This window comes from Lishizhenia tianjinensis (assembly GCF_900116425.1).
Lineage (GTDB): Bacteria > Bacteroidota > Bacteroidia > Flavobacteriales_D > Crocinitomicaceae > Lishizhenia > Lishizhenia tianjinensis.
In genome coordinates this window covers 442,801-465,073 of sequence record NZ_FPAS01000001.1, presented here as the reverse complement: position 1 = coordinate 465,073, position 22,273 = coordinate 442,801, and the positions used below count along the sequence as shown (strand labels likewise).

Sequence of the window (22,273 nt, the reverse complement as noted above, 5' to 3'; positions counted from 1 at the left end):
AGATTTATCATTGTGCAAATTGTACAAAAAGTGTATATGAAGTGAGCTAAAAGGTTTTATTCCTTATTGAAACGATGGGCCAAATATGCACCCATACTAAAGCAAGATTGCAACAAGTATCCACCTGTAGGCGCGTCATAATCGAGCATTTCACCTATACAGTAATGCTTGGGCAATGCTTTCAATTCAAAGTTATCTTTTACTGCATCAAGGGCAACCCCACCCACCGTTGAAATGGCTTCATCCAATAGAGCTTGTCCTGTTACGGTTAAAGGATAAATTTTTATTAAATGGGCCATGTGTTTCTTAGACAGGAATTCTTCTTTGCTTGTAATCCCTTTCAACAAATTGATTTGAACCTTACTCAAACGAAGGTCTTTCTTGAGGATGTCCGTCATTTTCGTTAGACGAGAATTCTGCATCACATCCATGACTTTTTTCTTGGACCAAGTCGGTTTAAAATCAATTTCTAAACGAGCACTTCCATCCTTCTCTAAGGCGGCTCTTAAATCCGGACTCAACGCATAAACTGCATTCCCTTCTATACCTTTCTCAGTAATAACCGTCTCCCCTTTTTGTGTTTGTCCCCCAGCAGAATAGGTACAATTTTTCAAAGGCTCTCCCGTATTTTGTTGGATGAAAGATTTGTCCCAATCTACCGTGTAAGCACAATTCGAAGCTTGAAAAGGAAGCGTATTGACTCCCTGCGCTTCAAAAGGTTCACGCCATGAACCATCAGATCCTGTTACCTTCCAGCTCCCACCTCCAAGGGCAAAAACAACTTTGTCCGCTTGTACCTCTTGATCATTTTGAAAAAGCAAAGTATGGGAATCACTCCATCCTAACCATTCCTGTTCATAATTGATCTCAACACCTCGTTTTTGTATAACATCCAAAAGGGTTGACAACACCTCTATGGGTTTGATATGATCTTCGGGGTATACTCTTCTACTACTACCAATAATCGTTGGCAAACCTATTTCTTTTAACCACGAACGCAAATCAGCATTGGAAAAATGTTGAAGCGCGGGTATTAAAAATTCTTGGGGTGTATAACGGGTGATAAATTCATCCAAAGGCTCTGAGTGTGTTAAGTTAAAGCCACCTTTACCTGCTACTAAAAATTTACGTGCTCCTTGTTTTTTCTTTTCGTAGATGGTTACCTGGTATTTTGAGGTATCTACAAAAGCGGCAAAAAATAAGGCTGCAGGACCTAAACCTATAACTGCAATGGATTGTTTGGACATGGTGCAAAAATACGCTTTTATTAAACTTAGCATAGAAAAAAACGTTCAAAACGCTGAGATTTACTCGGCTTTTGCTACATTCGCCACCGAAAATAAACAACATGAACACACCACTTTTAGAAAAAACTGGAACACGTAAATCGACTTTATTAGTTTTTAGTGCTATAGCGCTTTATGCCAATGAGGTATTGAATAAAAATGAGTCTTGGTTTCAAATTAGCATCACCATCTTCATGTTACTTTTCTGCTTATATGTCTTTTTTAATGAACTCATTAAAATCAAGTTTTCATCTGAAGAAATAGTAATAAAGAGTATACTGAACAAACTTTCTTTGAACTACGATGATATAAAAAAGCTACATGTAACAAGGAGTAACAAATATTCTCATTTTACATTCCGAATGACATCAAATGAAGGGAAAACATATTTATTTCATAACAATAACTTTTGGAGCGAAGATCTTTGCAATTTGATGTATAAGAATGGTGTTCCAATAGAAGTACATAAAAAAGCAACTAAATGGTTGAGTTTTGATGATAACAAAGAAGTTTATACCGTAGACTCTAAGCACCCCAGAAATGAAAAGGAGTACAAGAGAAAAGTAAACATTTTCGCTTAAGTCAAGAATTTTCCCACGCAACAATTCTCCAAGTCATTTGTTTCAATAAAAAGACTATTTTCAAATCAAAATAAAACAAGATGGCGATAACAAAATTAAAAGGTGATGAAGTAGTAACTTCAGGAAACCTACCAGAAGTTGGGGTTGCGGCTCCAAACTTTGAATTGATAGCAGGAGATTTATCACGCAAAACTTTAGAAAATTACAAAGGTCAGCGTTTGATCCTAAACATATTCCCTAGTGTGGATACGAGTACATGTGCAACTTCGGTAAGAACCTTCAACCAAAAGGCAGCGCAATTAGACAATACCAAGGTGTTGTGTATCTCAAGAGATTTACCCTTCGCTCAAAAACGTTTTTGTGGTGCAGAAGGAATTGAAAATGTAGAGATGTTATCGGACTACGCAAAAGGAAGTTTTGGTCAGGATTACGGATTAGAAATTGAAAATGGCGCGCTTTACGCCTTACATGCAAGAGCGATAGTTGTAGTGGATGAAAATGGAATTGTTCAGCATACAGAATTGGTTCCAGACATCGTTGATGAACCCAATTACGAAGCAGCATTGAATGCATAGTATTACGAATCCCCGAGTTTAAGCTTGGGGATTTTTTTTATTCAAGCGATAATACCGTACCTTTAATACTGAACTAAAACCTTGTGTTATGTCAGTAGTATTATTAAGCGGGAACAAAGTCCACACCTCAGGAGACTTGCCCAAAATTGGAGATCAAGCTAAAGATTTCGAACTCACAGCCACCGACATGAGCACCAAGACCTTGGCAGATTTTAAAGGTCACCAACTCATTATCCTTACCTTTTTAAGTGTAGACACTTCTACGTGTTCTGCCGAATTACGAGAATTTAATAAAAGCGCAACCGCCTTTAAGAATACCAAAGTACTTTGTGTATCTAGAGACCTACCCTTTACCCAAGATCGTTTTTGCGGTGCGGAAGGAATAGACAACGTGGTTATGCTTTCCGACTTTAAGAGCGGAGCTTTTGCCAAGAGCTATGGCATAGAAATGATAGATGGCCCCCTGCAAGGACTTCCTTCTAGAAATGTTATTATCATAGACGAAGAAGGAAAAATTCAATACACCCAGCAAGTACCAGAGGTTTCGCATGAACCGGACTATGCAGATGTGTTGGATGTGCTGTAGGTCAGTTTTGAGTGTGAGTCATCAGTTTGAGTGTGAGTTGGGAGAATATTTAAGAATTTAAACTCCCGATGGTATCGGGATATTTAAAGATTTAACAAGCAATCATTCTCCTTTTCTTTAAATCTTTAAATCCTAAACGCAGTTTAGACTTAAATTTTTAAATCTAACCTACTTGCCCCTTTTCTATATAGGAAAAACACGAAATCTTTAGTTTAACATCTTTCATTTTGAATTTATTCCATTTCTTTGGCGGCGAAACTCACTATTCAAAAAAATGAAAAAACTCAGTTTAATGGTACTGACCCTTATCAGTGCCTATGGTTTGCATGCGCAAAACATTGATGTAAAAAGCAAAAACTTTAAAGCTACATCTAACTACTACAACAGCATAGTTGAGGGCGACGCCCAAATTTCTTTGCTTAACCTTTTCTTTAGCAACATGCCCAAGGGTGCAGATCTTCATCACCACTATACGGGAAGTATCTATGCAGAAACTTTCTTGGATTGGGTAGAAACTAAGAATTGGAGTATTGACCAAACCACCTTGAAAATCGAAAAATCACCGGCTTCAAGTGGTACAGATTTAATTAGTGTTGCTGAATTGCGCGCGAATGATGCTTTGTATAGAGAATTATTGACCTTATGGTCGGACAAAGACTACGACAACCACTATCACCAACAAGTAGCTCCAGACCAGAATTTCTTTAACACTTTTGGTTATTTCGGAACCGTATCAGATGAATACATGCTGGATGGTTTGACTTTACTGAAAGAAAGAGCGAAAAAAGAAAACATACAGTACTTAGAAACTATGTTAAGTTCTGTGGGTGTAAGTAGTAAAAACTACCCGAATGCAGACACTATGGTGGCGCATCTAAGAGCTGCTAAAACCCAAGCGCAAGTAGATGCTATTTTGACACAAATTGATACTTACTACCAAAGCGATGAAAGCTATACGGGTCGTATTACAAATTTTGTGGCAGAGGTTGATAGCTTACACCAAAAGGTAGAAGACGAAGATTTCACCTTGCGTTACCAAAGTTATACAGCGCGTGTTATGAATCCTTTGGAAGTTTACACAGATTTATCAGCAGCATTTATAGCGAGTACAAAAACACCTTTGATTGTTGGAGTAAACATCGTTGCTCCAGAAAACAATGTAACCGCTTTGGAGGACTACACCCTGCACATGATGATGTTCAACTACTTGAACAGAAAATACCCTACTGTACACAGAGCTTTGCATGCTGGTGAATTAACTTTAGGCATGGTAAGACCAAAAAACTTGACTTTCCACATCAACGAGGCGATTCATATTGCACACGCACAACGTATTGGACATGGAGTTGATATCCCTTACGAAAGCGGATCTATGGATTTGATTCAATACATGAAAGACAGCACAGTTGTGGTTGAAATCAATTTGACGAGTAATGAATTTATTTTAGGAGTAAAAGGTCAAGAACACCCCTATTTGATTTACAAAAAATACGGAGTTCCTATGATTATCTCAACGGATGATTCTGGTGTTTCAAGAAACAATTTGAGTAATCAATACATGTTATTGGCAAGCAGGTACGCACCAAGTTATGCTGAAATTAAGCAATATGTGTACAACAGTATTATCCATTCTTTCTTAACGGAAGAAGACAAACAAAGAGAATACAAAAAGTTAGATGCCAAATTCGCTGCATTCGAAGCAATAATGGCCAAGAACTAAGATTTTCACACGTTTTTCAAACCAAGAGTCCTGCCAATTTGGTGGGGCTTTTTTTGTGAGTTGTAATGCCATCAGTTAAAGGTTTTAGACAAGTATATTTAAAATTTAATCACGCGCATTGCGCTTGTTTAAGGATTCAAAGACATCCATAAGCTTCTTCCTTAAATCTTTAAACTTCGACCGAAAGGTGGTACTTAAATTTTTAAATTTTGTCACCTCTTCTAACAATCTAAAAGTCTAAGGGTCTAAATGTCTAGCATACCCAAATATTCTATACTTTGGTCTATCAATGGATGGAAGAATACCTATCCAAAAGTCAATACAATTAATTACAGAATACATGAATACAACATCTATACTTCGCACAGAGCCCTTGAGCTCACCTTTTAGAACAGAAGACCCTTTTATGTTTTGTGCTTACCACAAAGACCATTACCCGAAAGGAAATGAAAATCTGGGTATAAACCCAGATCAGTTAAAAGGACATAGCATGGGGAGTGATTTTGATCCAAGACTTGATTTTAGAATGTATCACGGAAGTGATGTGCCCGGTTTCCCTTACCACCCTCATAGTGGTTTTGAAACCGTAACTATAGCCGTTGAAGGCGCTGTTGATCACTCCGATTCTTTAGGTGGTGCCGGAAGATTTATGAATGGAGACGTTCAATGGTTGACAGCCGGAAATGGTGTACAACACTCGGAGATGTTCCCGCTCTTGCATACAGACAAAGACAACCCTTTTGAACTCTTTCAAATTTGGTTGAATTTACCGAGTAAAAGTAAAAAGGTAGATGCTCACTATAAAATGCTTTGGAGTGAAGATATTCCAGTAGTTGAGTCGAAAGACGACAATGGAAAGCTAACCAAAGTAAATGTAATTGCAGGTACTTTAAACGGAACCAAAGCCTTGGATCCCAACCCAAATTCTTGGGCCGCTGACCCAGCAAACGAAGTTGTGATTTTGACACTTAAATTAGATGCTGGTGCAACTTTCACCTTACCTGCAGCACAAACAGCTGTAAATAGAAATGTTTACTTCCACGAAGGGGATGCACTAAGCATAGATGGACAAAACATTAAGAATAACACTAGAATCGTATTAAACCCAAGTACACCAACAACTATTGTAAATGGAGATAAAGAAACTTCTCTACTCCTACTTCAAGGTAAACCTATAGGTGAACCTGTGGTACAGTACGGACCATTTGTTGCCAATACGCAAGCAGAATTGCATGAGACGATGTCGCTCTACCAACGTACAGAATTTGGAGGCTGGCCCTGGCCCATGCGCGAGCAAGTTTGGGACAAAGACAAAGGTAGATTTGCCAAGTTCGCAGATGGTACCGAAGTGGTGAGATAAATGAATTGAAGGAGTGGGTAAATGAATACCTGCTCTTTTTTTTGAGTTAATCTTAAACTGAGTAATGATTTGAAAATTTGAGAGATTTGACGGATTTGAAAGATTTGAAGGATTTGAAGGATTTGAAGGATTTGAAGGATTTGAAGGATTTGAAGGATTTGAAAGTTATTTGAAGTAATAACTTGAAGAACAGTTGAAAAAGATATCTCAACATTTCCTTAAATTTTCTAAACCCAAAATAAACCTTTCGGCTTAAATCTTTAAATTCACTTGCAACCCTTATTCGTTGAGCTTCATTATAAAAAGAAAAGCTTATAATGAAATCAATTTTACTCGCAATTTCAATTCTAGTTTCAATTCTTGCAGCAAAGGCTCAAAATGTTTACTATACAGGATGGGATAATGCTGCTGAAAATGCAGGATGGACACAAATTCAAAAAGGTGATATCGGCCTTTACCAATGGGACAAAGATGCTTCTACATCTGTGAGTCCGGATTCTTGTTTAGCACATTATTACCCTGTTGGTGGAACAGTACCGACAGACAATTGGTTCATTTCTCCGGTATTTGACTTCAGTGCTGGCGGTTGGATAGATACCTTGTGGCATAACTTCAGCGGATTCGGTACACCAATGACAGGGGATTCCATAGTTTTATATTTGCTAAATGGTTCAGCAGATCCCGATTTAGCAACGAAAACCGTTCTTTATAATTTTTCAGATTCGACCTACACTCCAGACAATACATGGTATGAGCATTTGATGATTCCCGTAGGTACACATCCTGGTAATTCTTATTTAGCTCTCAAATATTACACCACCAACAACTGGCTGGATGTTAAGTTTGATAATCTATTTGTTACTTCTTTAAGCACTGCTTCTATAGGTGAAAATATAAAAAATGAACAGATCAAAGTACACCCTAATCCTGCTACAAATTTGGTCCATATAGATATTCCAACCGACTTATACAATGAAATGATATCAATATCTATCTATGATAACTGTGGAAGTTTGGTTCAAGAAATTGAAGTAGATCAAAAATCTATTGATGTTTCGCAGTTGGAAGCTGGCCTCTATTTTATCAAGCTTCTCTCTGATGAACAAGAAATTACAAAGCAGCTAATTATCCAGAATTAGTACATTTTTCTAGTAAATGTTGGCGGAGCTTAAAGTACCTTTCAAGGAATAATGCATACTTAGACTTGGTCAAATTTATACTATGTGTTTTCGGGAATTTAAGCTTCTTAAAAGCTCTCAACTCTGTTTTGAATTTCGGCCAACAATCATTACCTTAACACCGGTTTCGGGGGAATTACATTTATACTCGAAACCAAGGTGTTTCCTTATTCATTAGACGTCATTTATAAGTTTTAAACGTAAGCTATGCATTCCACGATCAAACTACAAAAAAAACTATTAATCTTTGGTCTCCCCCTTCTGATCATTGGGTTTTCGGTGTTTCTAGCGCAATCCCATATCTTTCAAAGTCACGCTGATAGTTTAGCCATGGGTATAACCTTTGACTTGTTGATCGTTGGTCCCATATTGTATTTTCTCTTCATACGTAAAACCAGTATACCCAACACTACTGTAGTCCCAATTTTTATCCTTGGAATTGTAGTTTGTTCCCTTATTATTCCTGTCGAAAATCAGCATTACTTAAACCTTTTCAAATCATGGGTACTGCCCGTGGTAGAAATATTTGTTTTGACTTTTTTCATCTACAAGACCCGTAAGGCTGTGAAAAGTTTCCAGCATAAGAAACATGAATCCATTGATTTTTACGATGCTCTAAAACTAACTTGCTCAGAAATACTTCCGCGAAGAGTAGTAAACCCCGTTGTAACTGAAATAGCTGTTCTCTTTTATGGATTTATTTATTGGAGAAAAAGAAAGTTAAAAGAAAACGAATTCACCTACCATAAAGATAATGGTGCTGTTACACTTTATTTTGCATTGCTTTTTATTGTTGCATTGGAAACCATTACACTTCACGTGCTTCTTTCTAAATGGAGTACAACGGCCGCTTGGATATTAACTTTGCTAAGTGTCTATTCCGGAATACAGATTTTCGGTTTTGTAAAAGCTATGTTTAAAAGACCCATTTACCTCAAAAACAATACGCTTTACCTTAGATATGGAATAATGAAGGAAACTACCTTAAACCTAGCTAACATCGAGAGTATAGAAGTTTCATCAAAAGATATAGAAATCGGGGATGAAGCACAAAAATTGTCGCTATTGGGTGAGTTGGAAAGTCACAACCTTATACTAAAACTAAAGGAGCCAGAAACGATGTTTGGACTTTATGGTACACAACGAAAATATAAGACCCTCGCTTTACATGTTGACCAAAAAGAGGAATTTGTACAGCTTATTCATAAAGCCCTAGAACAGAAACAATCATGATTCCTTATCTAGATGTATATCTTTTCTTACAATGCCTTTCTACTGTCATATGGGCCTTAAATATTAAAGGTGATCAAAGAGCTTCGCGAAACATTGTGAGACTAAGACCCTTTCTAATTCTTTCGCTTGTATTAACATGTTTACTTCCCCTTCTAGCCAGCTTAGGACTTTTTCGTATTACTATAGAACCCTTTCTTCGTTGGTTCATCTACCTACTGTTGATATCTCCTCTAGTCCTTACAGCATGGATACTTATACTCTTATTCAAAGTAAGCATTCCTCGCTTTTCATTTTCACATGAAAAAAGAAACTTAATTATCTTACTTGCGATTGTTTTTGTGCCCTTTGGTTTATTATTTTTAAAGCAAAACACATCAATACAATGACCCGAATCACACTTATCATCACCACTTACATCATTTTATTCTCTAACCATGTTTCCGCTCAAAATATCTATGTTGATCTATGTTTACAGCAAAATGTAGAACTGTTCAAATTGAGGGAGCCACTTAAATTATGGTTGGACTTTTTACATTCCGAAGACGAAAGATCGGGTGCTGTTTACTGGAACCAACAAGAAGTTGAACAATTTAGTGATAGCACTTATTTTCAGCTGCAAGACTTGGACTATTTTGAAATGGGTGATAAAATTCAAACCCTACAATATGGACTTACTGTTCTTAGCATAACGCAACAGGACTCCCTATATAAAATCACTTCTAAATTTGGTTTTGCTTACAATGACAGCATGAGTGTTACACCTTTCATTTTTCATGTTTATGCCAAAACTGAAAGTGTTACCAATAAATTAAAACTCTACAACCCTTTCCCCATTAACCAGCGCTTACATATGACAGAAACAAGAGTGGGCAATATCACCTATATCTATCCAAACAATTATAAATTCAATACATCTTTGGCGAAAAAGCAAAACAAGGAAATCAAGCAAATTGCAAAAGACTTTGGTTTCATGCTTGAAGATTATCGTTATTTCTTTACAACGAATAGAAGCAACTATTATGAAATGAAAGGCTTTGATTTTCACTTTGAAAATATAGGTCATGAGCGTCCATTCGGAAAGGCAGATACAACAAACAATATCGCATATACTTACGGAGGTGGTGAATATTTCCCTCATGAACTCATACACCTCTTTTTAAATCCAGAATACCCCGAGGCTCATCCTTGGTTCATAGAAGGATTTTGCACCTACTTTGGAGGAAGTACAGGTCAAGATTTAAATTGGCACAAAGAAAGGCTCAAAAATTATTTACTAGAACACCCTGATTTCGATCTAAATCAAGCACCAGAACTCCTCAACATGGATGAATTCACAGGTTACAAATATGTACTTGGTGGATATTTTATTGAATTGGCCTACGAAAAAGGCGGTGCTCAAAAGGTAAAAGAAGTTCTCTCCTTTGGAAATAGTAAAGCAGAATTTTACAGCGCACTAGAAAAGGTTCTAGGCATTCAAAAGGAAGATTTGAATGCGTTTGTTAGGGAGAATTTGTAAAACCAAAAATCTCTATCTTGATTCTAAAAAGTAAATAATTCATATTTAACCACATGACATTCATTGATTGGCTTGACACATTTTTCACGCACTCAAAACGGAAAAAAGTTTTGGGAGAAAAATATACATCCCACCTAAGTACGCGAAAATTTACAACAAGTGAACTCCTCCAACTCAATCCAAAGCTAAATAAATCGGATATCGAGTACATATATAGAATAGGTTGGTGTTCAGCAGACGAGAAATACCTCAACAAAATTAAAAAGTGTATAGCCAAAGATCAGTTGAACAAAATTTCTAAACTCAGTGGAATTACCTATGCACACGACGATTTGGGAGAAATACCAACAGGGAATTATATACAGACCTTTTTATTTAAACTAAAAAATGGATCTAGTTTTGTTCAACTTGTTTCGGCTTCCTTTGAGGAAAAAGGCGCAACTGTTTTGTATCAAAAAGAAATTGCAATAGTCAATGTGAATAGATTGAAAACTCGACTATTGATTTATCCGATTTAAAGAATGAAATAATTAGATTTAAACCTACTTTAAAAAAACAACCTTGTCGATTTACACATTTTAAAATTCAACACTATTACAAGACATCACCAATGAAAAACACGATTATCACTTCTCTCTTATTTGTTATCATCTTGAATAGTTGCAGAAATAATGTTAACGAAAATCAATCTATTGAAATTGAAGCAGGTATTGAAACAAGCATTGAAAAAGTTGATACCCTGCAGCCTATAACCAACATAGATAAAATAGAGAGAGCTCGTGAGCTTATGGTAAACGTGCTTCAGTGGAGCGATTCTGTTCAATCTTTTCACCTTCTTACTTTCAATCAAAATGATTCTGTATTTAATAGTATCGATACACTACAACTCGAAAGAAACTTGGAACTTCTAAATTCAAGTCGATATTTTACGCAAAACTTTATAGACAATTACGAAAATATTATTCGAACGATAAGCAAAAAACTGAATAATGGTGAGTATCCTATATGGTATCCGGGTGAACTTCCTCCCTTCTATTTTTCGAGTGATTTAAATCCTTGGTGCTTGTGTCAGGACAACTACGGTTGGAACAGCATAAAGGTGGAAGTAATCAATGAAAAAGAAGGTGAATTTAAATGGACCTGGAAAGAATTAAACACAAACAATTGGAGTTACACTTTCAAAGTAATAAACGTAAAAAATCAAATCAAAATTGACTATCTAGAAGGCTTTGATTATGCGAATAGTATTAATGCAGACTGAATTAACAAAAGGAAAAAATAACACTCTTTTTATCTAAAATGATCAAGAAACTGCTAACATCAAGCTTTTATTCAATGATAGTATTCTGTATACTTTCATTCTTTTCGGTAATTTATTCTCTACTACTTTCCGCTGGAAATCCCTTAACAAAACCCGTTACTAATATCGGATTTCCTTACAAGTACTATTATCAATTTTGGCTTTCAGGTGCTGACGCTCCTAATTGTGGTTGGAGGATGGATTATTTTATTTTTGATGCTTTTCTCATATGGATAGTAGTAAGTATAGTATATTTCATTATTAAAATGAAAAGGCCCTTAGTCTAAACTTTACAAATCATCAAAATGACAAATCTCAAAGAGTACATAAGCAACACAAAATGGGTAAACAAACTTCTATTTGTTTTATTTCCATTCACAGGCGCTTTAATTTTTTTAATACTTGTATTTTTTTTACGACAATTCAGGACTCATGAATTAGTTATCATCCTAACCTATATGGTAATAGGTGCATTTACAACTATCTTGTACTACCACTTCGAAAACAAAGCTAAGCTATTCAAAACCTTAATCTTAATAATCATTTACTATTACATTTGTTCTGGAGAGGATTATCTACTATACCCTAAATCTATGCTTCCAATGACCCTCGAGAACATAATTACACCAAGACTTGTTAGATCAGTTAATTTCTTTACAACCGAACTTGGTATCGTACTGTTTATCAGCTTATTCTTTACGGAAAAATTTAAAAACAAATTAAGGTAGCTTATTCGGTTTTAGGATGACAGCTTGACTCTTTATTCCAATGATAGATATACTCCATTTAGCCTAAAGCAAAACACTTTCAATTCATTTTCATTGTGTGTCCTTTTTACTTTTATTGGTTTAGAAGGAACAGTTTACTCAAATAAGGAAAACAATCACTTCGACTTGAACCCTAAGCTTGGTTTCGATTATGGTTCTTGGAGTTTGTTTTACGGATATAAACTCCCTATTTCAAAACCCCGTTTGGAGGAGTATTCTGGACACAACATTAGTTTTAAATATCATCTTTATTTAAGTTCATTCAAATACCACAAAACGAGAAGAAAATCAATGGGATATTAAAACCAACCCCTCAAATCGAAATTTTACATAAATTTTAAATCACCTTCTCTAGCCATCTAGCTATCTAAACAAAAAAGAGAGTGCCCTTACGAACACTCTCTCCTTATCATCTATATTTTTTGTCTACTATTTTGTAAACAACATCTCTCTCAATTTTGGGAAAGGCCATAACTCATCGTCAACTAACATTTCTAATTTGTCAGCGTGGTAACGAATTTGGTCAAAGAATACCTTCACTGTATCACAGTAAGCTGTTGCTTTGTCACCGATGTTTGCTATGTTGTTGGCTACTTTTCTAGCTTCTAACATTTCATCACATAAAGCTTTCATTTTGTTCAAGTGCATAGAAATTTCTTTTACCATACCCAATTGAACTTTAGAAGCCTCTGCAGCATCTGCACCCAATACATCGTTTAATCCTTGAATATTTTTAATCAACTTGTTTTGGTAGTTGATTACTGCAGGAATGATGTGGTTTTGAGCCAAGTCATTGATCATTCTCGCCTCGATTTGAACACGCATGATGTACGATTCGAATTCAATTTCTTGACGCGCCAATACTTCACGCTCAGAGAAAATGTTCAAGTCTTCGAACAACTTGATCGTCTCAGGACGCTCCCATACAGCTAATGCTCTTGGTGTATCTTTCAAGTTAGATAATCCTCTTTGTTCAGCTTCAGCAACCCACTCGTCACCGTAACCATTACCTTCGAAACGGATTTTCTTAGACTCCTTGATCAACACTTGTAGTTCTTTCAAGATTGCTTCGTCTTTGCTGTCTCCAGCTTCGATTCTAGCATCTACAGAAGCTTTGAACAATCTCAACTGGTTAGCCATAATCGTGTTCAATACGATCATAGACTGAGAACAGTTTGCCATAGAACCTACCGCTCTAAACTCGAATTTGTTTCCAGTAAATGCGAAAGGAGAAGTTCTGTTTCTATCTGTGTTATCTAATAAGATTTGAGGAATTTTTCCGATGTTTAATTTCAACTCCGTTTTATCCTCTGGTGTCATCTTACCAGCTTTAACGTTTTCTTCTAAATCATCCAAAGCCTTTGTTAACTGAGACCCGATGAAAGCAGAGATAATTGCTGGTGGCGCTTCGTTTGCTCCTAAACGGTGATCGTTAGATGCAGATGCGATAGCTGCTCTTAATAAATCAGCATTATCGTGAATTGCTTTAATCGTGTTCACAAAGAAAGTTAAGAACTGTAAGTTGCTCTTAGGGTTCTTACCTGGTGCTAACAAGTTCACTCCTGTGTTTGTAGAAAGTGACCAGTTGTTGTGCTTACCAGAACCGTTCAATCCTGCGAATGGCTTCTCGTGTAACAATACTCTAAAGTCGTGCTTACGTGCAATCTTCTCTAACAAGTCCATCAACAATTGGTTGTGGTCGTTTGCTAAGTTACACTCTTCAAAGATAGGCGCACACTCAAACTGGTTTGGCGCTACCTCGTTGTGACGTGTAGTTACAGGAATACCTAAACGGATTGCTTCGTTTTCGAATTCTCTCATGAAAGCAACTGCTCTCTCTGGAATAGAACCGAAGTAGTGGTCATCTAATTGCTGACCTTTAGCAGGAGAGTGTCCAAACAATACTCTACCTGTCATTTGCAAGTCAGGACGTGCATTGTACAATGCTTTGTCGATCAAGAAGTATTCTTGCTCCCATCCTAAAGTTGCGATTACTTTATTTACGTTCTTATCAAAGTACTGACAAACGTCAACAGCTGCTTTATCAACTTCGTGTAATGCTTTTAATAAAGGCATTTTAAAGTCAAGCGCTTCACCTGTGTAAGAAATAAAAATCGTTGGAATACATAAAGTTCTCCCGATTACGAAAGCTGGAGATGAAGGATCCCATGCTGTGTAACCTCTTGCTTCGAAAGTATTACGAATACCTCCGTTCGGAAAAGATGATGCATCAGGCTCTTGCTGAACCAATAAATCACCGTCAAATCTTTCAATTGCTCTACCAGGACCAACAGGCTTAAAGAAAGCATCGTGCTTCTCTGCTGTAGCACCTGTTAAAGGTTGGAACCAGTGTGTGTAGTGTGTAGCTCCTTTAGAAATTGCCCAGTCTTTCATTGCTGAAGCAACTTGGTCTGCAATACGTCTGTCTATACGCGCTCCTGTATTGATCGCTTCTTTGATAGACTTGTATGCTTCTTCTGGTAAATACTCACGCATTACCTCTAAGTGGAATACGTTCTCACCAAAAATCTCAGAGATTCTTGTTACTGGTTCTGAGTGCTTAGGTGTTCTGTGAAGAACATCTTGATAAGCTTGTTTTCTAATAGATGACATTTGAAAAAATTTAATTTGCGGCAAATATACACCATTTTGTTCTCCACACAATATTAATTTATCGTAAAATTAAAAACACCCCCTTGTTGATAAGGGGGTGTTTTTACAAATCACCTAATTTTATTAAGAACACCCTTTAATTTTTAGGGGTGATTTTTTTCTACTTCAAATTAAAATGCTTTTCTGCCTTGTCTGCAATCTGACCACCTATGGCTAAAGATGCCGTGGCAGCAGGAGAAGGTGCGTTCAATACGTGTATAGAGTTTTCCATGTATTCTATACGGAAATCGTCACGTGTATCACCGTCTTGTCCTAATAACAAAGCTCTTACTCCAGATCTACCCGGACGAATATCATCCATCGTTAAAGAAGGAATCAATCCTTGAAGTGTTTTTAAGAATAACTTTTTAGAGAAAGCTCTTCTGTACTCGTCTATACCAAACTTCATGTTATTAAAGAACAATTTCCATGTTCCACCATAACTTAAAGCATCTGCTGTATCTTTTAAACTGAAATCTGTTTTACCGTACCCTTCTCTTTTAAATGTAAACACGGCGTTAGGTCCACATTCAATTTCTCCATCTGTCATACGTGTAAAGTGTACACCTAAGAAAGGAAAGTCAGGATTTGGAACAGGGTAAATCAAGTTATTTACTTTGTGTTTCGCTTGATCCGTTAACTCGTAGTAGTCACCTCTAAAACCTACAACTTTCTCTTTTAAGTCAACCCCATCTTTTTTCGCCATTCTATCGGCTTGTAGACCTGCACAGAAAATCAAATGTTTAGCTTCATATTTAGTAGAAGCACAAACTACAGTACTTTTCCCCTCACCTTTTTCAATGGCAATAACTTCTTCACCCAAAATAGCTTTCGAAGCTTCGTTCATACCTTCAGCAATTTCTACCATTTTTTCGGTAGCACCTCTAAAGTCAATAATACCCGTACAAGGTACCCAGATACCTGCTATACCCTCTACAAATGGTTCGTGGTCTTTTACTTGTTCTGCCGTAATCTTCTCTATTCCTTCTGTATTGTTGGCAATACCGTTTTCAAAGATCTTGTCCATGAAAGGCAATTCAGATTCTTTGGTAGCTACAACCACTTTACCACATACATCATGGGCAACGTTGTGCTCTTTGGCGAAGGCAACCAATTCGTGTCTACCTTTTACACAGTTCTCTGCTTTCAAAGAACCCGGCTTATAATACAAACCAGAGTGAATCACACCTGAGTTATTACCCGTTTGGTGATCTGCAAAACGCTTTTCTTTTTCAATCAAAACGATGTTTAAACCAGGATTTTGCTTTTGCAATTTGTAAAAAGTTGCTGCTCCAACAATTCCTCCTCCAATAATAGCTACGTCGTAAGTCATTCTCCTTTTATTGTATTATTTTGGGTGCTAATTTAAGAAATCGTAAAGCTTGAACGTCATTTCAGACCATAAAAAGAAGAACAAAAACTAAGGTACATAATATCGATAAGATATTACCTCATTTTTAAGCTCCCTGCTTTCCATTATATTTGTCCCTCATTAAAGTTCAATTGCATATGACAAAACAGTTCGTCTATATAGTGATTTTGGTATTTTCGCTTTCTGCTCTATCAAAAATTTCTTTCGCTCAAACTGACAGCTCCTATCATCAATCCGATTCCTCCTTAAACATTGCCTATCACATCACTCCTCCTTTTGTGAGTGTAGAAAACAACAATATTCAAGGTCCGGGTGCTTGGCTTTGGAAACAAGTAAACCTAGAAATAGATTTATACCAACAACCACAAATCTTGAGTTTTGAACAAGTTCTCTCCAATTTAGAAAACGGTGAAGTAGACATTTGTATTTCGCCCTTGAGCATAACCAGTCAACGCATGGAAAAATTTGATTTTTCTGTTCCTTTCTATACCACCAAAACAACCCTATTAACAAGATCTATTCCTACTTGGAAACGCAGTTGGAGGTTTTTCAAATCCTTCTTTTCTTTGAACTTCTTTAAAGCATTGGGCGCCCTTTCTTTTGTTATCTTGATATTTGGCTTTGCCGTTTGGTTATTTGAACGCAAACACAACAATGAGGAATTTGGGGAAGGAATTAAAGGCTTGTGGAATGGCTTCTGGTGGAGTGCTGTAACTATGACAACTGTGGGATATGGTGATAAATCTCCCAAAACACTTGGCGGTAGAGTTATTGCGTTATTCTGGATGTTTACCGCCATTATAATAATCAGTGGTTTTACAGCGGGAATTACCTCTAGTTTAACCACCAATGAAATGAGTACCAATATAGCATCTACCCAAGATTTAAAAAATAAAAATGTAGCCACTGTTAAGAATTCTGGAACCGCAAAATGGTTCGAAGACAATTTCTTTAATCAGGTGCATTATTATACGACCCTTGAGGAAGCGCTCGAAGCCCTTGAAAACGAAGAGATAGATTATATAGCTTACGACCAACCTATTTTGCAACACGTCATCAATACAGATGAAGCCAACAGCTTTGAACTTATTGACTTTAGTTTTAATGCTCAGTTTTACGCCATGGCTTTTCGCAAAGAAATACCTGCAGAACTAAAAAAGAAAATATCTTTACAAATTACCAAGGCAACAGAAAGTTTAGAATGGAAGTTGCTTTTGAATGAATACAATTTAATTAAGGAATAATGACCAACAACGATATCATAAGAAAACTTAGATACATACTCGACTACGGAGATGATCAAATGATGGCAACTTTTGCTTCTGCCGGAAAAGAAGTAACAAGAAGTGAGGTTAGCGATTGGTTAAAAAAAGACGATGATGAGCAATTTGCAGCCATCAACGATGAAAACCTGGCTTACTTTTTAAATGGGGTGATCAACAACAAAAGAGGAAAGAAGGAAGGACCTTTACCGGTTGCGGAAAAAAAACTAACCAATAACCTTATCCTTAAAAAGTTGAAAATCGCTTACGCTTTAACAGATACTGATATTTTAGATTTGTTCACCCTCGTGGGCTTGAACGTAGGAAAAGCAGAATTGAACGCACTCTTTAGAAAGCCGGGACACAAACATTATAGAGAATGTCACGATCAATTTTTAAGAAACTTCATTTACGGATTAGATAAAAAATATGGTCCGAAGAAAGCATAAAAAAAGGCTGTCGAAATCGACAGCCTTTTTTTGTGGTTAATTATATTTTAAAATTTGAAAGTAAAACCACCCGATACCAATGGTCCACCTAAACCTAATTCTGCATTAATAGCTATATCATCTGTTACAAAGAAATTAGAACCAAAAGCAACTCTAGCAGATACAGGAAGGAAGGTTGCGTTAACCCCTGAAACTTGTCCATCCTGAATGTCTTGACCGTTATCTACTATAGAAATAAATCTTCCGTTGTATCCAAGACCTGCACCAAAATAAGGTTTAAACACTTCTGAGTTTGTTTGAAACATGAAGTTAAATCTTGCATGAACTCGAATTCTATTCATTGTAAGTTCTCCAAAATAAACTTGTTGATTTCCTTGATCATCAAAATCTGTGTAACTGTAGTCTACATTAAATCCGTTGTAAATAAAATCCAATCCAAAAAACACTTTATCTGTGATCATGTAACCACCTCGAATTCCCAAAGGTCCCAAACCTGTTGTTCTTACACTACCGGTTTGAACTTGTTGACCGTTGATAGCAACATCTGCTCCTGAAAACAGATTTTTCCCAAAATTAGGTCCTCCATAATAAGGATTGATGAGTATATCTCCTTGAACAGGAGTTGATTGTGCTTGAACACTTGATGCCATCAATAAAGAAGCTGCACAAAGTAAAAGGGTACTGTAGATTTTTTTCATAATGTCTTAATTTATTCAAATATTAGTTTCTTTTTCGACTAAAGCAATAGTCGGGCCATTTTTGACATAAAAAAAGGGAGGACCAAAATTGATCCTCCCTCATCTTTAAAAAGCTAAAGTGCTTATGCGTTTGCTGCTGCTTGTGCTTTGATTAAGTTCAATGCAGAACCTGCTTTGAACCATTCAATTTGCTGCGCATTGTAAGTATGGTTCAACATAATTGTATCTGTTGATCCATCCGCGTGTGCTACTTCTAATGTCAATTGTTTTCCTGGAGCAAAGTCTGCTAAATCAGTAAAGTTGAAAGTATCATCCTCCTTGATTAAATCGTAATCTGCTTCATTGGCAAACGTTAATCCTAACATACCTTGTTTTTTCAAGTTTGTTTCGTGGATACGTGCAAATGATTTAACGATTACCGCTCTCACTCCTAAGTGACGTGGCTCCATTGCCGCGTGCTCTCTTGAAGAACCTTCACCGTAGTTGTGGTCACCCACAACAACTGTAGGAACTCCAGCTGCTTTGTAAGCTCTTGCTGCTGCAGGAACTTCTGCTTTATCTCCCGTTAATTGGTTTACTACTTCGTTTGTAGCACCACCGAATGCGTTAACCGCACCGATTAAACAGTTGTTAGAGATATTATCTAAGTGACCTCTGTATCTCAACCATGGTCCAGCCATAGAGATGTGGTCAGTTGTACATTTACCTTCAGCTTTGATTAACAACTTCGCACCTGTGATGTTTTGACCATCCCATGCATCGAAAGGAGTTAACAATTGTAAACGCTCAGATTCTGGATTAACGATTACTTCAACGTTAGAACCATCTTCTGCTGGCGCTTGGTATCCGTTATCTTCTACAGCGAATCCTTGTGTTGGAAGCTCGTCACCGTGTGGTGGATCTAATTTTACTTCCTCTCCGTTTTTGTTAGTTAAAGTATCAGTAATTGGGTTGAAATCCAATCTTCCTGAGATTGCGATTGCTGCAACCATTTCTGGTGATGCAACGAATGCGTGTGTATTTGGGTTACCATCAGCTCTCTTCGCGAAGTTACGGTTGAAAGAGTGAACGATAGAGTTTTTAGGAGCGTTCTTAGGATCGCTGTATCTTCCCCATTGACCGATACATGGTCCACAAGCATTTGTAAAGATAGTAGCATCTAAATCTTCGAAAGTTTTCAATAAACCATCTCTTTCTGCTGTAAATCTTACTTGCTCAGATCCTGGGTTAATACCAAATTGCGCCTTAGTAACTAATCCTTTATCTACGGCTTGTTTTGCGATAGATGCAGCTCTTGATAAATCCTCGTAAGAAGAGTTTGTACAAGATCCGATTAATCCCCACTCTACGTCTAATGGCCATCCATTTGCATTTGCCTTCTCTGTCATAGATCCTACTTCAGTCGCTAAGTCTGGAGTAAATGGTCCATTTAAGTGAGGCATTAAAGTATCTAAATTGATTTCGATAACTTGATCGAAGTATTGTTCTGGGTTTGCGTAAACTTCAGCATCACCTGTTAAGTGCTCTGCTACTTGGTCAGCTAATTCAACAACATCAGCTCTACCTGTAGACTTTAAGTATCTTCTCATTGAATCATCGTAACCGAAAGTAGAAGTTGTAGCTCCAATCTCAGCTCCCATGTTACAGATAGTACCTTTACCTGTACAAGACATAGATTCTGCTCCATCTCCAAAGTATTCAACGATACATCCTGTACCACCTTTTACTGTTAAGATATCAGCAACTTTTAAGATAACGTCTTTAGGGGCAGTCCACCCGTTTAATTTACCAGTTAACTTAACACCGATAAGTTTTGGAAACTTCAACTCCCAAGCCATACCTGCCATTACGTCTACTGCGTCAGCACCACCAACACCAACTGCAACCATACCTAAACCTCCGGCATTTACAGTGTGTGAGTCAGTACCTATCATCATTCCACCTGGGAATGCGTAGTTCTCTAAAACTACTTGGTGAATAATACCTGCTCCTGGTTTCCAGAAACCGATACCGTATTTATCACATACAGAACTTAAGAAGTTAAATACCTCGTTGTTCTTGTTGATTCCTTCTTGTAAATCTTTAGAAGCACCTAACTTGGCTTGGATAAGGTGATCTGCGTGTGCTGTTGAAGGCACTGCAACCTTATCTTTTCCTGCTTGCATGAACTGTAACAAAGCCATTTGCGCTGTTGCATCCTGCATAGCTACTCTATCTGGAGCAAAATCAACGTAAGAGTTACCTCTTTCAAATGCTTGTGTTGCTTCACCTTCCCAAAGGTGAGTGTATAAAATTTTCTCAGCAAGCGTTAATGGTTTATTAACAACTTTACGAGCCGCCGCAATACGCTCAGGGTATCTGTCGTATACAGCTTTAATCATGTCTATATCAAACGCCATAGTCTTTTTGTGCTTTATAAATTTAAAGATGTGCGAATTTAACAAATTTGAATCTTATTTAAAAGCGCATTGGACTTAGATTTTTTAAGATTGAATAGTTCTAAATAAAGGTGACAAAAAAAGGAAGCCGTCTTTAAAGACAACTTCCTTTTTATTTAAAGATTTAAAGATTTGAGAATTTAAAGCTCATCGGTGGAAGAACTTGAATCTTTAGTGGATATCCTCATTCTTCTTTGTTGACTTCCTTCTCTTTTTTCTTCTTACGTTTCTTTTTCTTTCCTTTTTCAGTAGGCATGGCGTCATCTTCGGCCGCATTTTCATCTTGTTCTACCCCAAAGGTTTTGATTTCATTCCCATACTTATCAAAAACGTGCTCTTCAATCAACACATCTTTTTCATACAAAGCTCTGCGTTTGATTGAATTATCCGGGAACCTTTCCTCAAACCATCCGTTTTTTTGTCCTTTTTTGTAGACTTCAGTACTTTGAACATGACCTTGAATGTAGAAGGTTGTGAAAGTCCCTTCTTTTTGAAACTTCTTCCAATTCTCCGTTCTTAAAGGCGCTCCATTGTCGTAGTAATATTTCTGTTCACCTTCTTTCTTACCCTCCTCAAAATTGAGGTCTTCCAAAAGGGTTCCATCTTCTCCATAGGTTTTAAAACTTCCGTGTAACTCTCCCATTTTGTAGTTCACATCACGCTTAATTTTAGAGTCCTTGTAGAATTCCTTTTTATTTCCGTGCAATATTCCATCCACGAAGTTCTCTATCTTAACCGTATCTATGGTATACCTTGGTCTACCCTCTCTATCTTTACCATTTGGATATTGTTCAAAATAGATGCTTCTACCGTTCTTCTTTTCGTTGAGGTAATTGATTTCCCATGCAACATAACCCGAGCTATCAAAATAATAGGTCCATGTTCCATTTTCCTTTCCAGCAGTGTAACTGGTTACAACTTGTGGACATCCAGATTCGTAATACGTAGTGTCCTTTCCATTCTGCAATCCCTCTTCGAAATACACCAAACGCTTTCTGGTTCCATTGTCATGACAAGATTCACAATACCCAGTAAACAATTGTCCACCCGTCGAAAAGTTGTCTGTATTCCCATTGGTATACACCCTTTCGGTTTCAGGATCCAACTGCAGGGCTTGGTTACAATCCACTATCTCCGGATCTCTTCCACATTCCCAACTTACATACCTTGATTTACTTTTCTTCATGGCCTCTTGTCTATCCAAGGTTTTTTGGTAACAAGGTTGTCCTAATTTCTCCACTTGCCCAAAGGCTAAGAATTGAAATAAGGCGACCAGAGCTATTAAACTAATTCTTTTCAT

The 22,273-nt window shown here is 37.0% G+C and carries 18 protein-coding genes; 12 read left to right on the top strand and 6 right to left on the bottom strand.

Features of this window, described 5'->3' with window-relative positions:
* Window positions 1–56: 56 nt before the first annotated feature.
* The gene (locus BM327_RS02205) at window positions 57–1,280 is read right to left on the bottom strand and encodes a BaiN/RdsA family NAD(P)/FAD-dependent oxidoreductase (protein ID WP_244526180.1); all 1,224 of its coding nucleotides are present in this window, start codon (window positions 1,278–1,280) and stop codon (window positions 57–59) included.
* Between the two features lie 68 nt (window positions 1,281–1,348).
* On the opposite strand from BM327_RS02205, the gene BM327_RS02200 reads away from it, so the two are divergent.
* From BM327_RS02200 to BM327_RS02150, 10 genes are all read left to right on the top strand, one after another.
* Complete coding sequence (locus BM327_RS02200; RefSeq protein ID WP_090245842.1) at window positions 1,349–1,867, top strand: hypothetical protein; 519 nt, start codon at window positions 1,349–1,351, stop codon at window positions 1,865–1,867.
* A gap of 80 nt (window positions 1,868–1,947) precedes the next feature.
* On the top strand, window positions 1,948–2,442 hold the full coding sequence (tpx, locus tag BM327_RS02195) for a thiol peroxidase (RefSeq protein WP_090245840.1): 495 nt from the start codon (window positions 1,948–1,950) through the stop codon (window positions 2,440–2,442).
* Window positions 2,443–2,530: 88 nt separating this feature from the next.
* Window positions 2,531–3,028, top strand: a complete 498-nt coding sequence (gene tpx / locus BM327_RS02190) for a thiol peroxidase (protein WP_090245838.1) — start codon at window positions 2,531–2,533, stop codon at window positions 3,026–3,028.
* Between the two features lie 274 nt (window positions 3,029–3,302).
* A complete protein-coding gene (locus BM327_RS02185) occupies window positions 3,303–4,748 on the top strand; it encodes an amidohydrolase family protein (RefSeq protein WP_211664700.1) in 1,446 nt (481 codons plus the stop codon).
* Between the two features lie 289 nt (window positions 4,749–5,037).
* Window positions 5,038–6,108, top strand: coding sequence for a pirin family protein (locus tag BM327_RS02180; protein ID WP_244526179.1), 1,071 nt, complete (start codon window positions 5,038–5,040; stop codon window positions 6,106–6,108).
* 317 nt (window positions 6,109–6,425) lie between these two features.
* Complete coding sequence (locus BM327_RS02175; protein ID WP_090245836.1) at window positions 6,426–7,247, top strand: T9SS type A sorting domain-containing protein; 822 nt, start codon at window positions 6,426–6,428, stop codon at window positions 7,245–7,247.
* A 246-nt stretch (window positions 7,248–7,493) separates the two neighbouring features.
* Window positions 7,494–8,519 carry a hypothetical protein gene (locus BM327_RS02170; RefSeq protein ID WP_090245834.1) on the top strand — a complete coding sequence of 342 codons (1,026 nt, stop codon included), beginning with the start codon at window positions 7,494–7,496 and terminating at the stop codon, window positions 8,517–8,519.
* 382 nt (window positions 8,520–8,901) lie between these two features.
* A complete protein-coding gene (locus tag BM327_RS02160) occupies window positions 8,902–10,035 on the top strand; it encodes a hypothetical protein (protein WP_090245830.1) in 1,134 nt (377 codons plus the stop codon).
* Between the two features lie 53 nt (window positions 10,036–10,088).
* The gene (locus BM327_RS02155; protein WP_090245828.1) at window positions 10,089–10,553 is read left to right on the top strand and encodes a hypothetical protein; all 465 of its coding nucleotides are present in this window, start codon (window positions 10,089–10,091) and stop codon (window positions 10,551–10,553) included.
* 92 nt (window positions 10,554–10,645) lie between these two features.
* Window positions 10,646–11,296, top strand: coding sequence for a hypothetical protein (locus BM327_RS02150; protein ID WP_090245826.1), 651 nt, complete (start codon window positions 10,646–10,648; stop codon window positions 11,294–11,296).
* 1,235 nt (window positions 11,297–12,531) lie between these two features.
* Here the strand turns inward: BM327_RS02150 and BM327_RS02130 are convergent.
* Complete coding sequence (locus BM327_RS02130; RefSeq protein WP_090247587.1) at window positions 12,532–14,715, bottom strand: glutamine synthetase III family protein; 2,184 nt, start codon at window positions 14,713–14,715, stop codon at window positions 12,532–12,534.
* Window positions 14,716–14,875: 160 nt separating this feature from the next.
* Complete coding sequence (gene lhgO / locus BM327_RS02125) at window positions 14,876–16,087, bottom strand: L-2-hydroxyglutarate oxidase (protein WP_090245815.1); 1,212 nt, start codon at window positions 16,085–16,087, stop codon at window positions 14,876–14,878.
* A gap of 176 nt (window positions 16,088–16,263) precedes the next feature.
* Between lhgO and BM327_RS02120 the strand changes: the two genes are divergently transcribed.
* Window positions 16,264–17,370 carry a transporter substrate-binding domain-containing protein gene (locus tag BM327_RS02120; RefSeq protein WP_090245813.1) on the top strand — a complete coding sequence of 369 codons (1,107 nt, stop codon included), beginning with the start codon at window positions 16,264–16,266 and terminating at the stop codon, window positions 17,368–17,370.
* Entirely contained in the window at window positions 17,370–17,837 is a 468-nt protein-coding gene (locus BM327_RS02115) for a YehS family protein (RefSeq protein ID WP_090245811.1), read from the top strand. The genes BM327_RS02120 and BM327_RS02115 overlap by 1 nt, the downstream gene beginning before the upstream one ends.
* A 47-nt stretch (window positions 17,838–17,884) precedes the next feature.
* Here BM327_RS02115 and BM327_RS02110 read toward each other — a convergent pair whose 3' ends face one another.
* From BM327_RS02110 to BM327_RS02100, 3 genes are all read right to left on the bottom strand, one after another.
* A complete protein-coding gene (locus BM327_RS02110) occupies window positions 17,885–18,535 on the bottom strand; it encodes an outer membrane beta-barrel protein (RefSeq protein ID WP_090245809.1) in 651 nt (216 codons plus the stop codon).
* A gap of 122 nt (window positions 18,536–18,657) precedes the next feature.
* A complete protein-coding gene (locus tag BM327_RS02105; RefSeq protein ID WP_090245807.1) occupies window positions 18,658–20,934 on the bottom strand; it encodes an aconitate hydratase in 2,277 nt (758 codons plus the stop codon).
* Window positions 20,935–21,157: 223 nt separating this feature from the next.
* Window positions 21,158–22,273 carry a toxin-antitoxin system YwqK family antitoxin gene (locus BM327_RS02100; protein WP_090245805.1) on the bottom strand — a complete coding sequence of 372 codons (1,116 nt, stop codon included), beginning with the start codon at window positions 22,271–22,273 and terminating at the stop codon, window positions 21,158–21,160.

Excerpts from the sequence above, each read along its gene's own strand:
- BM327_RS02115 (WP_090245811.1), top strand. The coding sequence starts at position 17,370 with ATGACCAACAACGATATCATAAGAAAACTTAGATACATACTCGACTAC.
- BM327_RS02110 (WP_090245809.1), bottom strand. The coding sequence starts at position 18,535 with ATGAAAAAAATCTACAGTACCCTTTTACTTTGTGCAGCTTCTTTATTG.
- tpx (WP_090245840.1), top strand. The coding sequence starts at position 1,948 with ATGGCGATAACAAAATTAAAAGGTGATGAAGTAGTAACTTCAGGAAAC.
- BM327_RS02200 (WP_090245842.1), top strand. The coding sequence starts at position 1,349 with ATGAACACACCACTTTTAGAAAAAACTGGAACACGTAAATCGACTTTA.
- BM327_RS02130 (WP_090247587.1), bottom strand. The coding sequence starts at position 14,715 with ATGTCATCTATTAGAAAACAAGCTTATCAAGATGTTCTTCACAGAACA.
- BM327_RS02160 (WP_090245830.1), top strand. The coding sequence starts at position 8,902 with ATGACCCGAATCACACTTATCATCACCACTTACATCATTTTATTCTCT.
- BM327_RS02105 (WP_090245807.1), bottom strand. The coding sequence starts at position 20,934 with ATGGCGTTTGATATAGACATGATTAAAGCTGTATACGACAGATACCCT.
- BM327_RS02100 (WP_090245805.1), bottom strand. The coding sequence starts at position 22,273 with ATGAAAAGAATTAGTTTAATAGCTCTGGTCGCCTTATTTCAATTCTTA.
- lhgO (WP_090245815.1), bottom strand. The coding sequence starts at position 16,087 with ATGACTTACGACGTAGCTATTATTGGAGGAGGAATTGTTGGAGCAGCA.
- BM327_RS02170 (WP_090245834.1), top strand. The coding sequence starts at position 7,494 with ATGCATTCCACGATCAAACTACAAAAAAAACTATTAATCTTTGGTCTC.
- BM327_RS02180 (WP_244526179.1), top strand. The coding sequence starts at position 5,038 with ATGGATGGAAGAATACCTATCCAAAAGTCAATACAATTAATTACAGAA.
- BM327_RS02175 (WP_090245836.1), top strand. The coding sequence starts at position 6,426 with ATGAAATCAATTTTACTCGCAATTTCAATTCTAGTTTCAATTCTTGCA.
- BM327_RS02150 (WP_090245826.1), top strand. The coding sequence starts at position 10,646 with ATGAAAAACACGATTATCACTTCTCTCTTATTTGTTATCATCTTGAAT.
- BM327_RS02205 (WP_244526180.1), bottom strand. The coding sequence starts at position 1,280 with ATGCTAAGTTTAATAAAAGCGTATTTTTGCACCATGTCCAAACAATCC.
- tpx (WP_090245838.1), top strand. The coding sequence starts at position 2,531 with ATGTCAGTAGTATTATTAAGCGGGAACAAAGTCCACACCTCAGGAGAC.
- BM327_RS02185 (WP_211664700.1), top strand. The coding sequence starts at position 3,303 with ATGAAAAAACTCAGTTTAATGGTACTGACCCTTATCAGTGCCTATGGT.
- BM327_RS02120 (WP_090245813.1), top strand. The coding sequence starts at position 16,264 with ATGACAAAACAGTTCGTCTATATAGTGATTTTGGTATTTTCGCTTTCT.
- BM327_RS02155 (WP_090245828.1), top strand. The coding sequence starts at position 10,089 with ATGACATTCATTGATTGGCTTGACACATTTTTCACGCACTCAAAACGG.